Source organism: Rhodothermales bacterium (assembly GCA_041391505.1).
In the GTDB taxonomy this organism is placed as follows: domain Bacteria; phylum Bacteroidota; class Rhodothermia; order Rhodothermales; family JAHQVL01; genus JAWKNW01.
The window spans coordinates 1-12858 of sequence record JAWKNW010000026.1; the positions used below are offsets into that span (position 1 = coordinate 1).

Here is a 12858-nt window from a genome sequence, read left to right on the forward strand (position 1 = left end):
TCGAAGACGTCGTAAAACGTGCCGCTCACGTCGCGCGCCGTGGTCGTGAACGCGTAGATGCTGCACTCACGGCGCTCCGGGAACGCGACGGGCAGGATGGCTTCCTGAATCCGCCGCGCCACCTCCATCTCCTGCTGGACCGCCGCCATCTGCTGCTGCCCGTGCATCGCCTTCCGGTAGGCCTGCAGCTCCCGCCACGTTTTTTCGATCGTCACCTCGAGGTCGCTGAAGTCCACCGGCTTCGTGATGAAATCGAACGCCCCGCGGTTCATGGCCGTCCGGATGTTCTTGAGGTCGCCATAGGCCGACACGACGACCGTCTTGAGGGGGGTGCCGAGCTCGGCGAGCCGGCCGAGCAGCGTCAGCCCGTCCATGACGGGCATGTTCAGGTCAGTCAACACCAGCGCGATCGACGGATCGGCGCGGACGGTCGCGAGGGCCTCCTTGCCGTCGCCGGCGAAAGCGAAGCTCCAGGTGTTGGCGCTGAGCTGCCGGCGGAATTTCTGCCGCATCAGCAGCTCCATCTCCGGCTCGTCGTCCACGACGAGGATGCGGACCGGTCCGCCGTCGCCGCCGGATGCGGCCAGCGCCGTCTCGGCAGCCGTCTCGCCCGACAGCACAGTATGGTTGAGCGCGTACCGTTCGGCGTTCCGCTGCCGGATGGTTTTCAGATCCTGGATGAGATCCTGCATCGAGGGATACCGGGCGTCGGCAAGTTTCGAGAGAGCTTTCTCGATAACGCGCGCCAGCTGGAGGGGCACGCCAGCGCGGAGGCCAGTCACCGGCTGCGGCTCCAGGTTCAGCACGGCATAAAGCGCCGCCTGGGGATAGTCGCCCCCAAAGGCGCGCACGCCGGCGACCATCTCGTAGAGCACGGCCCCGAGGCTCCAGATATCCACCCGGTGGTCGATATTTTCGCCGCGCGCCTGCTCGGGAGCCATGTAGGACGCCGTGCCCAGCATCGTCCCCAGCCGCGTGATTTTGGAGCCGCTGGACAGCTTCGCGAGACCGAAATCCAGCAATTTGACCTGCCCTTCCTCGGTGATCATCACGTTGGCCGGCTTAACGTCCCGATGCACAATGCCGCGCGCGTGTGCATGGGCCAGCCCCTCGGCAATCTGGAGGCACAGATCGATCGCCGTATCGATCGGGAGCGGTCCTTCGTTGAGCCGCACGTCGAGCGTCATGCCGGCGTAGCAGGGCATGACGATAAAGAAGTGCCCTTCTTCCGCCTCGTTCACTTCATAGACCGTGCAGATATTCGCATGGTCCAGGGCCGACGAGGCGCGGGCCTCGCGCATAAAGCGCCGGCGCGCCTGTTCGTCCTCCTTCAACAGCGGGGGCAACAGCTTGATGGCGACCGTACGGTGCAGGCGGGTGTCTTCCGCACGGTAGACGACTCCCATCCCGCCGCTGCCGATGACCTCGATCACCTGGTAATGCGCGAGGGGCTGGCCGACCAGGAAATAGGGATCCGGCGCCGGGGTGCGCTCGCGTTCGACCCGGCCGATCTTCGGAAAACGCGGCTCGTCGAGCTTCTTGTAGTAGTTCGGGGCCTGGGTGTAGGCCGCCAGCAGGGATTCCACTTCTGCGCGAAGCGCCGTATCCCCTCCACAGGCCTCGTCGAGAAAATCGACACGCTCCTCCGGCGGCAACGCCAGCACGCTGACGATCAGCTTACCAAGGTCATTCCAGCTTCCGGAATCCATCTGTTTGCTCACGGTGTGGCGAGCGGGAGCATGATTTTTATGTCCAAATCTTCATCCACCAATGCCTGATAACCGATCTGACGCACCATAGCCTCAAGTCTTCTGATGCAGGATACAAGGATGCAGGATCACGATCAAACGTACGGTTTTTTGGTAAACATCCTGCATCTTGTATCCCGTATCCCTGGGTCGCCGCGCTAACGTGCGTAACGTCACCTGATAATATAATGCAGCCAGGCGGCACGCGCTGCCCGTTTTTTGACGGATGATGTTCGCACGCTGGCCCGCCGACCTTCCGATGCGGGATCACCGATCGATGCCAGGGCTATTCGAAAAAATCCTGCATCTTGCATCCATCCCTCGATGGGCTGAGGTGTAAAACGTCACGTACGTTAGCGGTTAAAGAACTGCTCGTACGTCCGCCGTCGGCCCGGCGGGCTTTCCAGGAGCGGCAGCGCGCCGTTTTTCTCCGCCTCGGCCCACCACAACCGCTGCATCTCCTCGACCTTCTCCGGATACCTATCCGCCAGGTCCACCGCTTCGGCGAAATCCTGCGCGACGTGGTACAGCTCCCAGCGATCGGCATCGAAATCGGTGCCCGGCGTATGGATGGCGATGGCCTTCCAGCCGGCATGATAGATCGAGCGGCTGCCCCACAACTCGAAATACTGGGTGTCGCGTGAGGCCGGCTGCCCCGGATCGTTGAAGGTGCCCAGGATGCTCCGGCCCTGCATGGGGATCTGGCACACTCCGCCGAACCGCGCGGGCGCCTCGATCCCCGTGATATCGAGCACCGTCGGCGTGATATCGATGATGTCGACGAACTGGGTGCGGATCCCCTGCTGGCGGATGCCGGCCGGCCAGGAAACGATCAACGGGGTCTGCACGCCGCCCCGATGCGGCCAGAGTTTGTAGTACTGGAACGGCGTGCTGGATACCATAGCCCAGGCGCGCTGGTACAGGGGCTGGGATCGCGGGCTGCCGAGATCGTCGAGGCGGTCGTACATCTGCTGGACGGACAGGGTGTCGCCGTAGGGCCGGGCGAAATTCCCCTCCGGGCCGGCCTCGGGCGCACCGCCGTTATCGGACAGCAGGAAGATGACCGTGTTGTCGAATTTGCCGTTGTCCTTGAGGAATTGCACCAGCCGGCCGACCTGCGCATCGGTGTGCTCGAGGAAGCCGGCGTACGCCGCCATGAAGCGGGCGTAGACGGTCTTCTCCACGTCGCTGAGGTCGTCCCACGCGGGGTCGCCCGGGTTGCGGGGAGGCAGTTTGGTGTCGGCGGGGATGATGCCGAGTTCGATCTGCCGGCGGAATCGTTCCTCACGGATCCGGTCCCACCCGCCGTCGAACGCCGCTTTGTATTTCTCGATGTAGGCGGCGTCGACCTGGATCGGAGCATGCATGGCTCCGAAGGCGAGATAGAGAAAAAACGGCTTCTCCGGCTCCGACGCGAAGTTGTCGCCCAGCATCCGGATCGAGCGATCCACGATGGCTTCGGAGAAATGGTAACCCGGCTGCACGGGCGTCGGGAGGGCGTGGTTGTCCTCGACGAGATCAGGGCTGTACTGATCCGTCCATCCCGAGAGAAACCCGTAAAATCGATCAAATCCTTTCTGCAGCGGCCAGTGCTGCCGCGAACCGCTCGGCCTGATCTCGCTACCGGGTACGAGATGCCATTTGCCGGTCGCGATCGTGCTGTAGCCTTCCGACTGCAGGACCTGGGCGATCGTCGCCGCCGCTTCGGTCACGCGCCCCCGGGAATGTGGATAGCCCTGGTCGTTGCCGGCGAGTTCTTTCATCCCCACCGCATGGCTGTTGCGGCCCGTCAGCAGCGAGGCCCGGCTGGGCGAACAGACGGCTTTCGACTGGAAGCCGGTATACTGCAAGCCGCCAGCGGCCAGGGCGTCCATGTGCGGCGTCGCCACGCGGGAGCCATACGCTCCCAGATCCGAATACCCCGTGTCGTCCAGCACGATGTAGACGATATTGGGGCTCCCGGCCGATGCCCGCTTTTCCCGCAGCGGCGCCGGCGTGGACGTGGCGGCGGTTCGGCCGATCACCCCCTCGAAACCGGTGGCAGCCGTGGTTAGCGAACAGCTTTGTTGCGCCACAGCGTTCGGGCCGGCGAGGAGTAGCATCAGCCAGATGGCCATTGGAATACGCAGTACAGGAAGACGTCGCATGGATGTGTCCGCGTTAGGTTGCCGGTACTGAAGGATGCTGCAGAACCTACGCGCATCCGCCCGAACCCGAACGGCAGCCCGGCACCTACACCCGTCGGGCCGTGTTAACCGGAGCCGTCGGAGCAATGGGCGCTACACTGCTCCCGCAGGCGGCTCCCGAAAGGCCCCAGGTGCCAGACGACCCGACGAAGGTACTCGGCAACGTGGTGAGCGCCCGCAGCGAACGGTCGCCTTTCGAACAGCCGGCCCGGCATGTGCCGCAGCAGCCTCAACACTCGTCGGCATCGTGGACCCCATTGGAGGATCTGCACGGCATCATCACGCCTTCCGATCTCCATTTCGAACGGCATCACGCCGGCATTCCGGCCATCGACCCTGAACGGTACCAGCTTCTAATACATGGCCTCGTCGAACGGCCGATGGTCTTTTCCCTCGCCGACCTGCAACGCTTGCCCGCCGTTTCTCGGCTCAACATGATAGAGTGTTCCGGCAACGGTGGGACGGCCTATCATCCGGACGAACCGCCGCCTGACCGCAAACCCGGCCAGATCGATGGACTGACCAGCACCAGCGAGTGGACCGGGGTGCCGCTAAGTCTGTTGTTCAGGGAGGTGGGCGTGCTGCCGGAAGCGACATGGTTCGTGGCCGAAGGGCAGGATGCGGCCGTGATGGCCCGTAGCATTCCCATCGAAAAAGCCTGGGAAGACGCGATGATCGCATATGGTCAAAACGGGGAAGCGCTCCGGCCGGCGCAGGGCTATCCAGCCCGTCTGGTGCTGCCGGGTTGGGAAGGCAACACGCAAATCAAATGGCTGCGCAGGATCGAACTCACGGACCAGCCGGCTATGACGCGCGAGGAAACCTCCCACTATACCGATCCGCTACCCGACGGGACCGCCCGGCAATTCAGCTTTGTGATGGATGCGAAATCGATCATCACGTCGCCGGCCTATCCCGATGTCCTCTCCGAGCCCGGCTGGTGGGAAATTCGGGGGCTGGCGTGGAGCGGGCGGGGCATGATCGAGCGGGTGGAAGTCAGCACCGATGCAGGGGCAACATGGCACCTGGCCGAATTACAGGGGCCCGTTTTGCCGAAATGCCACACCCGCTTTCGACACCTCTGGCAGTGGGACGGCAATCCGGCCACCCTGATGAGCCGGGCCACGGACGAAACAGGCTACACCCAACCGACACGCGAGGTGTTGCGCACGGTCCGTGGACCTGGGACCTCGTACCATTACAATAACATCCGCGCCTGGCATGTTGGGGCTAATGGGCGGGTCTTCTTCGGTGTAGAACGGAGGGCCTGACATGAAACGCATGATTCATTGCATTGCAATTATCCTGTTGCTGATCGCGAGTGCGTGCTCTGATCCTGCTCCTTCTGCTCCCACATCCGGCAGGACGGCTGGTGATGCTGCTCCGCCGGCGAATGGACCCGCGTCCTTCGGTATCGGCAGGCCGGCGCCGGATTCCTTGCTGGCGGCATGGGATATCGATGTGTCGCCAGATGGGCACGGCCTGCCGCCGGGTTCGGGTACCGTGAGAAAAGGAGAGCGCATCTTTGCAGAGAAGTGTCAGGTATGCCATGGTCCGACGGGCGTGGAAGGCCCGTTCGACCGGCTGGTAGGCACTGATGCCGGCGCGGATTTCGACTTTGGACGCTCGACGGGCATGGTCCGCACCATCGGCAATTACTGGCCTTATGCGACCACCCTGTACGACTACATCTCCAGAGCCATGCCACAGACGGCACCGGGTTCGCTGGAGCCGCACGAAGTGTATAGTCTGGTGGCGTATCTGCTCCATCGCAACGACATCATTCCGGCTGATGCCATCATGAATGCCGCGTCGCTGCCACGGGTCGTCATGCCGGCACACGACCGTTTCGTGCCGGACAACCGGGTGGGTGGGCCGGAAATCAGGTAAACGGGGGATATGATCGATGCCTTCTCATAGCGATCAACGGTCTGTACCCTGCACGACGTATGAACAAGCGTTCTTCCCACAATCTGGAAGCCTCCGACCCACGACCGAAACTCGAACGGCAGGTGGGACTCTGGTACATCTATGCCATCGCGACAGGCGCAACGCTCAGTTCGGGCTTCTTCCTGTTGCCTGGACTCGCGGCGGCCGGCGCCGGCGCGGCCATGCCCCCCTCGTATCTCCTCGGTGCGCTCATCCTGCTGCCAGGGCTGTTCTGCCTCGTCGAACTGACCAACGCGATGCCGAAAGCCGGCGGCATCTACTACTTCCTCGACCGCAGCCTGGGCCCGCTCGTGGGCACGGTGGGGGGTTTGGTACCTGGATCTCGATGATCCTCAAATCATCCTTTGCCCTGATCGGCGTGGGCGTCTATCTGCACCTGTTCGCGCCCGAACTCGGGATGGGACCCGTAGCCGGCTCGGAACGCCCGTGATCGGCATTGCCGTATCGGTGGCCGTGATCCTGATCGCCGTCATCTTCATCGACATCACGCTCGGCGATCACGAGGGCGAGACGGCGCTGGTAGGCCTGCGACTCAGTGAGATTTCGTTTCCCGAAGAGACGCCGGTCGCGATGATACGCCGCGGGGGCGATCTTATGGTCCCTCGAGGCGATACCGAACTCCGCCATGGCGATCGGCTGACGGTTATCGGACAACCCGAAAGCACCAAGGCCCAGCGCCTTCAATTTGCGAGTGGCTCGCATGGGTTGGAGTGAGGATGAGGCCGCCTTCGCCCGGCAGGGTCATCCATGGTGACTTTGGGGAAACTCGTCAGATTGGCAGCATGATAATAATCGTCGTCCCTCCGTGATCGCTGCTCTCAGCCTCGATGCTCCCGCCATGCCCCTGCGCCACAATGTCATAGCTCAAGCTCAATCCCAAACCAGTGCTGCGCCCGGTCGGCTTGGTGGTGAAGAACGGCTCAAAGATCCTGTCCTTGATGTCGGCTCGAATCCCCTTACCGTTGTCCGCAATACGTATCTCAAACCGCCCATTTTCCTTTTTAGTGCTAACAGACACCTTCGCAGTGTATGCGCCACCCTCGGCTTGGAAAGCAAGCTGAACCTGTTCCCCCCTACAAGGCCATCCCACCGAACTCCTATCGAGAGTCGCATCACCCAGATAAAACAAGAGCCGGGCAGGCCTCTGGCCCAACCGGCTTCTCTTTTGCGCACCCGGGAAGATTACTACGGGGCTGATGGCCCCTCCGTGTGTTCCCCCGCTTACGCGGGGGGCGGCTCGAACTCCCTGCGGAAGTCCTCATCTGCCCGGCTACAAAAGAAAAGGCGGTCCACCCGTGGGGTGAACGCATGGTCTTTAGCGCCCGGGAAGATTACTACGGGGCCGATGGCCCCTCCATCAGTCGCCCCCGCGAACGCGGGGGCTCGTGTCGAACTCCCTTCGGGACTTCGCTTCCTCCTATACGAAAGAAAAGCCTGGCAGGCCTTTGGCCCACCAGGCTTTTCTTTAGCGCGCCCGGGAAGATTCGAACTCCCGACCTTCTGATCCGTAGTCAGACGCTCTATCCAGCTGAGCTACGGGCGCGTGGCGTATATCGATCGCATCGGCTTGAGCGGGACGCAAAATAGCGTGTTTGCGTCGGCACTGCAAGCGAAGGACAGATGAAACGTGCGTGAGGAAGATCCTGTTTCCGCTGTCCGTTATTTCGCGGCGTGTCACTCCCCATCGGCGGGGAAGATCCCCGAGCCGGCTAGAAAATAGAAATGGTTGGTCGGGCCGTGCCCCTGCCCGATGGGCAGGCCGTGACGGATCGCTTCGGTCACGTACCGCTTGGCCCGCTCCACCGCATCCTGCACCGAAAAACCACGCGCCAGCAGGGCCGCGATGGCGGAGGCGTAGGTACAGCCGGTCCCGTGCGTATGCGGCGTGTCGATGCGGGGGACGGAGAAGGAGGTAAACGCGTGCCCGTCGTACAGGATGTCGATGGCTTCGGCTTCACCCTCCAGGTGACCGCCCTTCACCAGCACGTACGCCGGCCCCATGGCATGCAGCCGGCGCGCCGCCTCGCGGGCGTCGCCGGCCGTGCGGATCGCCATCCCGGTCAGATGCGCGGCCTCGTGCGCATTCGGGGTGATGAGCGTGGCCTGCGGGATAAGGTCCTCGATCAGGCTCGCCGAGGCGTCGTCGTCGAGCAGTCGGTACCCGGTGGTGGAGATCATGACGGGATCGACGACCAGCGGCCAGGCCTTGCGGGCCCGAACGGCCGCGGCGACGGTCCGGATGATGGCGCTCGACGACAGCATCCCGGTTTTGACCGCAGACACGGCGATGTCGTCGAAGACGGCGTCGAGCTGGGCCTGTATGAGGTCGATGGGCAGAGCGAAGGCCTGCGTCACCGCGACGGTGTTCTGCGCCGTGATGGCCGTCAGCACCGACGCCGCAAAGACGCCGTGAGCCTCCATCGCCTTGATATCGGCCTGGATGCCGGCCCCGCCGCCGGAGTCGCTACCGGCGATGGTGACGGCGACGGGTTTTTTGGGGTCACTGGTCATCGGGCAATGGTCATGCTTATTGAGTATCCCTCCGCAATCCCAATTCCTTGATCGCTAATCGCTAATCAAGGAACTCAACATACAAACCAACCGCCTCCGCCACATCTTCCGCCGTCAGTATCCCCGACAGCACCGCCACGCCATACGCGCCGGCCTCCAGGCACGCCGGCACGCGGTCCGGGGTGATCCCGCCGAGGGCGAAGACCGGGATATCGACGGCAGCGGCACACGCGGCGAGGGCATCCAGGCCGGCGGCGGGCGCGCCGGGTTTGCTCGTTGTGGGAAATACCGGGCTAAAAAATACGTAGTCGGCGCCCTCCATCGCGGCGATGCGCGCGGCTTCGATCGAGTGGGCCGCGTATCCGAGGACAACCCGGGGGTCGATCACCGCACGAACGGACTGGACGGACGGCCCACGGTGTCCTACATGGACGCCCTCGATCCCCGCACCGGCCAGGTCCGGCCGGCTGTTCACGGAGATGAGCACGTCGGAATCGATGCGGCGCAGCCGTCTCACCAGGTCGCCGGCCGCGGCGCCGAATGCGCACGCATCGGCTTCGTGATCGCGCAGCTGGACCCACGTTACTCCGGCCTCGACCGCCTCGCCCACGCGATCGGCCACAACGGGATCGACAAACCGGTCGGCGACGAGGACGAGTCGGGGCAGCTTCGTCGCGCGCACGCCGTTCATGGCGTGCCGTCGCCCACCTGAATCCGTCCCTCTTCCGGAGATGAGGCTCGCGCGTAATAACGCCGCGGGATCCGGCCGGCGCGACGCGCTTCGCGGCCGGCGAGGACGGCATGCCGCATCGCCGAGGCCATCTGGACCGGATGCTGGGCGTTGGAGATGGCGGTATTCAGGAGGATGCCGTCGTACCCCAGCTCCATGGCCTTCGCCGCGTCGCTCGCGGTGCCGATGCCGGCGTCCACCAGCAGCGGTACGTAGTCGATGAGTTCGCGGATGAGCGTCAGGTTATAGGGATTGACCAGCCCCATCCCGCTCCCGATGGGCGACGCCAGCGGCATGACGGCCGCGCAGCCCATGTCGGCCAGTTTGCGGCAGGTGATCGGATCGTCGTTGCTGTAGGCCATCACCGTGAAACCGTCATCGATGAGCGCTTTGGCCGCCTTCAGCAACTGCTCGACATCCGGCATCAGCGTCTCGTTGTCGCCGATGACTTCCAGCTTGACCAGCTCGGTTTCGAGCGCCTCGCGGGCCAGCTGCGCCACCAGCACGGCCTCTTTCGCCGTGTAGCAGCCGGCGGTATTCGGGAGCAGGCGGTACCCGCCCCGCCGCAGCAGATCCAGCAGGCTCTCCTCCCCCTGATCCGCCAGATTCACGCGCCGAATCGCCACCGTCACCAGCTCGGTCTCCGCCGCTGCCAGCGCGTCGAGCAACACCTTCATCGTCGGATACCCGCTGGTGCCCAGCAGGAGCCGCGAGGTAAACGTATAGGGACCGACCTGAAACGGGTCGGCTTGAACGGGAACGTCTTCGGCGGCTGTTATCACGGGTTGCAGGTCACTGGACATCGGGCACGGGTCATCGGTCATTGGACACGGGTCATCGGCACTCATCCTCCTTGCCGGGCCGTCACGATCTCGACGCGATCGCCCGCTTTGAGCGCGGTGGCGCCCCAGGCGGCGCGGCGGACGATCTCGTCGTTGATGGCCACCGCCACGCCCCGCGTCGCTTCCGGCGAGATGCCCAGATCGAGCAGGACGTCGGGAAGCCAGGTATCGGCCGCGATCGTGCGGCGCGATCCGTTGACGGTGATGGTGAGCGAGTCCGGCATGGCGGGTAGCGGGGGGTCGATGGTAGGTCTGGGCGGGTTACCTTTGCGGTCAGGCCGAGGCAAAGCGTTTCGGCGAGAACGGCACCAGCCAACGCGAGGTTTCCCCGCGGAGAATGAGGCCGGCCATCTCCTGGGCCGTGATCGGGGTGTAGAGAATGCCGTTTCGGTAGTGCCCCGTCGCGAACAGGACGCCCGGCGCGTCCGACGCGCCGAGCAGCGGCATGTGGTCCCGACTGCCCGGACGCAGGCCGGCCCAGGTCTCGGTGACCTGCAGGTCCATGATCCCCGGCACGGCTTCCCACACGCCTTCGAGCAGCTTGTGCATCCCGCCGGCCGTCACGCGGGTGTCGAAGCCCATCTCCTCCACCGTCGCCCCCACCAGCAGACGGCCCGACGATTTGGGCGCGATGTACGCGCGGGGCGACCAGACCACATGCCGCAGCCCGAACGGCGCCTCCATCTGAACCTGGATGATCTGCCCCTTGACCGGGCGCACGGCGGGGCGCGCTTCCGGGGCCAGCCCGTCGACCTGACGTGACCACGCGCCGGCGGCCAGCACGACCGTAGACCCCTCTACCCGCTCTCCGGAAGTGAGGACCACGGCCGGAGCGTTCGCGTCCGGAACGATCGTGGCGACGGGTGTGTGCTCGCGCAGCTGGCCGCCGTGCTTGAGGAAACCGGCTTTCAGCGCTTCCACCAGCAGGCGGTTGTCGACCTGATGGTCGCCGGCGGCATAGACGGCGCCCGCCAGGGCCGGCGCGAGGAACGGCTCGAGGTCCAGCGCCTCGGAGCCGGTCAGCCATTCGACCGCCAGCCCTTCGCCCTTCTGAAACTGATAGATCCGGCGTAGCGCCTCCAGACTGTCCCGATCCGGTGCGATGTGGATCGTGCCCTCGGTCCGGTAGTCGACCGGCAGCCCGGTGTCCTCCTCGAGATCGCGGGCAAAATCAGCCCAGCGCCGCATGCTTTCCTTCCCGAACACATACAGGGGCTGGTCCTCGAACCCCATCTCGGTCTGCGGCGCGAGCATGCCGGCGTTCAGCCACGAGGCGCCACGGCCGGCCGCGCCGCGTTCGAACACGAGCGTCGCCTGGCCGGCCCGCGCCAGTTCGCGCCCAAGGGAAAGCCCGATGACGCCGCCGCCGATGATGAGTACGGGTGATGACATGGGGGAGTAGGGGGGGATGGGGGAGATGGGGGGGGGAGGTTGAAGATACATACGGCAGGTTCGAAAAATCGACGGTATGCAATTGCCGGGAAGATCCCGAATCATCACCATGCGACCTCCGTTTGAGTACCGGGATTCCTATATTCGCCAGCAGATCATCTGCCCGGCGTCCCGCATCCTGTATCCAGCATCCCTTACCCAACATCCTGCATCCTGCATCCCGCATCCTGCATCCAACATCCTGCATCCAACATCCTGCATCCAACATCCTGCATCCATCATCTAACATCCCACACCCGACCTCCAGCATCCCTTACCCAGCACCCGATTCCCCTTGCCTGACATAGATACCCTCATCGTCGGAGCCGGTCTCGCCGGCGCGGCGGCCGCTTTTTCTCTTTCCCGCACGCAGCGCGTCACCCTGATCGATGCCGAGACCCCGGCTTCGGGCGCGTCCGGCATCGCGGCCGGCATGGTCAACCCCATCAGCGGGCTGCGCGCCAAGCCGGTTTGGCGCATGGAGGAAGCGATGGAGGGGCTCGAACGGATGATCGATGCGGTCGGGGCCGGAGCCGGCTACGACCGGCGCGGCGTGCTGCGGCCGGCGAAGGACGAGGAGCAGGCCGGCTTCTTCAAGGAGAGCGCCGAGCGGCTGCCGGAGGACACCACCTGGCTGGAGCCCGAGGCGGTCAAGGCCCTCCACCCGATCGCCACCGCGCCGTTCGGGGCGCTGCACGTCCATGCCGGCGGCGTCGTGGACGCGCGGCGGTTCATCGAGGCCCTGCTTGCGGGCGGCGTCGCGCAAGGGCTGACGGTCGTCAACCGCGCCCGGCTCGTGGGATGGAAGCCGATCCGAAACGGCGTCTCCGTCGAGATCTCCTACCCCGCCGAAGGGCGGCGTTCGACGATCGAGGCCGGCCGGCTCGTGCTCGCCCTCGGCGCCGGCATCTCCGGCTTCGACGCCCTGAGCAAGCTGGATCTGCACGCCATCAAGGGGCAGGTCGTGCGCCTGATCCGTCCGCCGGCGCCGCCCGGGCTGCTGCTGCCGCTCTCGGGCTATGGGTATGCGATCGACGAAGGCTCCACGATGCTCATCGGCAGCTCGTACGAACATACGTTTTCCGACCTCGCGCCGTCGCCGGCGGTGTCCCGCAAGCTCGTCCGCGAGGCGACGCGCCTCATCCCCCGGCTTTCGCATTGCCGCATCATGGAGGCCGCGACGGGCATCCGCGTCACCGTGCCCGGCACCCGCCTCCCCATGGTCGGCCCGCTCGCCGGCCAGGAGCGGGTGTGGATCGTCTCCGGACTCGGTTCAAAAGGCCTGCTGATGGCGCCGATGATCGGCTGGAATCTGCCCGATTACTTCGCCGCCCCGTCCGACATCCCGCGCGAAATCCAGATTCGGGTTAAGACCGGATGATAAAAGCGCTTCCGCCGGAATGCCTTTGAACTTTAGCCAAAAAGGGGCGTTGGGTCTCCACGATTTCGACCCGACGACG

Annotated in this window: 13 protein-coding genes and 1 tRNA gene; 5 read left to right on the top strand and 9 right to left on the bottom strand. The window is 64.6% G+C overall.

Features of this window, described 5'->3' with window-relative positions; all coding sequences use genetic code 11:
- Together R2834_19770 and R2834_19775 are read right to left on the bottom strand one after the other, a co-directional pair.
- Positions 1–1721: protein kinase (locus R2834_19770; GenBank protein MEZ4702582.1), on the bottom strand; the 1721-nt coding region annotated here is incomplete at its 3' end.
- 380 nt (positions 1722–2101) lie between these two features.
- Entirely contained in the window at positions 2102–3895 is a 1794-nt protein-coding gene (locus R2834_19775; protein MEZ4702583.1) for an arylsulfatase, read from the bottom strand.
- 101 nt (positions 3896–3996) lie between these two features.
- On the opposite strand from R2834_19775, the gene soxC reads away from it, so the two are divergent.
- The 4 genes from soxC (at position 3997) to R2834_19795 (ending at position 6598) form a co-directional block, all read left to right on the top strand.
- Positions 3997–5205 carry a sulfite dehydrogenase gene (gene soxC, locus R2834_19780; protein MEZ4702584.1) on the top strand — a complete coding sequence of 403 codons (1209 nt, stop codon included), beginning with the start codon at positions 3997–3999 and terminating at the stop codon, positions 5203–5205.
- A 1-nt stretch (position 5206) separates the two neighbouring features.
- On the top strand, positions 5207–5824 hold the full coding sequence (locus R2834_19785; GenBank protein MEZ4702585.1) for a c-type cytochrome: 618 nt from the start codon (positions 5207–5209) through the stop codon (positions 5822–5824).
- 59 nt (positions 5825–5883) lie between these two features.
- Complete coding sequence (locus tag R2834_19790) at positions 5884–6213, top strand: amino acid permease (GenBank protein ID MEZ4702586.1); 330 nt, start codon at positions 5884–5886, stop codon at positions 6211–6213.
- Positions 6214–6310: 97 nt separating this feature from the next.
- Positions 6311–6598: a TrkA C-terminal domain-containing protein gene (locus tag R2834_19795; GenBank protein MEZ4702587.1), complete on the top strand. Its 288-nt coding sequence runs from the start codon at positions 6311–6313 to the stop codon at positions 6596–6598.
- Positions 6599–6653: 55 nt separating this feature from the next.
- Here the strand turns inward: R2834_19795 and R2834_19800 are convergent, their stop codons facing one another.
- The 7 genes from R2834_19800 to thiO form a co-directional block, all read right to left on the bottom strand.
- Positions 6654–6902: an ATP-binding protein gene (locus tag R2834_19800; GenBank protein MEZ4702588.1), complete on the bottom strand. Its 249-nt coding sequence runs from the start codon at positions 6900–6902 to the stop codon at positions 6654–6656.
- 451 nt (positions 6903–7353) lie between these two features.
- Positions 7354–7427 (bottom strand) — tRNA-Arg (locus R2834_19805).
- A gap of 131 nt (positions 7428–7558) precedes the next feature.
- On the bottom strand, positions 7559–8395 hold the full coding sequence (gene thiD, locus R2834_19810) for a bifunctional hydroxymethylpyrimidine kinase/phosphomethylpyrimidine kinase (protein MEZ4702589.1): 837 nt from the start codon (positions 8393–8395) through the stop codon (positions 7559–7561).
- Positions 8396–8456: 61 nt separating this feature from the next.
- A complete protein-coding gene (locus R2834_19815; protein ID MEZ4702590.1) occupies positions 8457–9086 on the bottom strand; it encodes a thiamine phosphate synthase in 630 nt (209 codons plus the stop codon).
- Entirely contained in the window at positions 9083–9928 is an 846-nt protein-coding gene (locus tag R2834_19820) for a thiazole synthase (GenBank protein ID MEZ4702591.1), read from the bottom strand. Before R2834_19820 ends, R2834_19815 begins: the two co-directional genes overlap by 4 nt.
- Positions 9929–9969: 41 nt before the next feature.
- Positions 9970–10191, bottom strand: a complete 222-nt coding sequence (gene thiS, locus R2834_19825; protein MEZ4702592.1) for a sulfur carrier protein ThiS — start codon at positions 10189–10191, stop codon at positions 9970–9972.
- Positions 10192–10240: 49 nt separating this feature from the next.
- Positions 10241–11359, bottom strand: a complete 1119-nt coding sequence (thiO, locus tag R2834_19830) for a glycine oxidase ThiO (GenBank protein ID MEZ4702593.1) — start codon at positions 11357–11359, stop codon at positions 10241–10243.
- 334 nt (positions 11360–11693) lie between these two features.
- Here thiO and R2834_19835 point away from each other — a divergent pair, with 334 nt between their 5' ends.
- Positions 11694–12779 carry an FAD-dependent oxidoreductase gene (locus tag R2834_19835; GenBank protein ID MEZ4702594.1) on the top strand — a complete coding sequence of 362 codons (1086 nt, stop codon included), beginning with the start codon at positions 11694–11696 and terminating at the stop codon, positions 12777–12779.
- Positions 12780–12858: the final 79 nt, after the last annotated feature.

Bases quoted from the DNA above. Each gene is read 5' to 3' on its own strand.
- R2834_19775 (MEZ4702583.1), bottom strand. From the start codon at position 3,895: ATGCGACGTCTTCCTGTACTGCGTATTCCAATGGCCATCTGGCTGATG.
- R2834_19785 (MEZ4702585.1), top strand. From the start codon at position 5,207: ATGAAACGCATGATTCATTGCATTGCAATTATCCTGTTGCTGATCGCG.
- R2834_19790 (MEZ4702586.1), top strand. From the start codon at position 5,884: ATGAACAAGCGTTCTTCCCACAATCTGGAAGCCTCCGACCCACGACCG.
- thiD (MEZ4702589.1), bottom strand. From the start codon at position 8,395: ATGACCAGTGACCCCAAAAAACCCGTCGCCGTCACCATCGCCGGTAGC.
- R2834_19815 (MEZ4702590.1), bottom strand. From the start codon at position 9,086: ATGAACGGCGTGCGCGCGACGAAGCTGCCCCGACTCGTCCTCGTCGCC.
- R2834_19820 (MEZ4702591.1), bottom strand. From the start codon at position 9,928: ATGTCCAGTGACCTGCAACCCGTGATAACAGCCGCCGAAGACGTTCCC.
- thiS (MEZ4702592.1), bottom strand. From the start codon at position 10,191: ATGCCGGACTCGCTCACCATCACCGTCAACGGATCGCGCCGCACGATC.
- thiO (MEZ4702593.1), bottom strand. From the start codon at position 11,359: ATGTCATCACCCGTACTCATCATCGGCGGCGGCGTCATCGGGCTTTCC.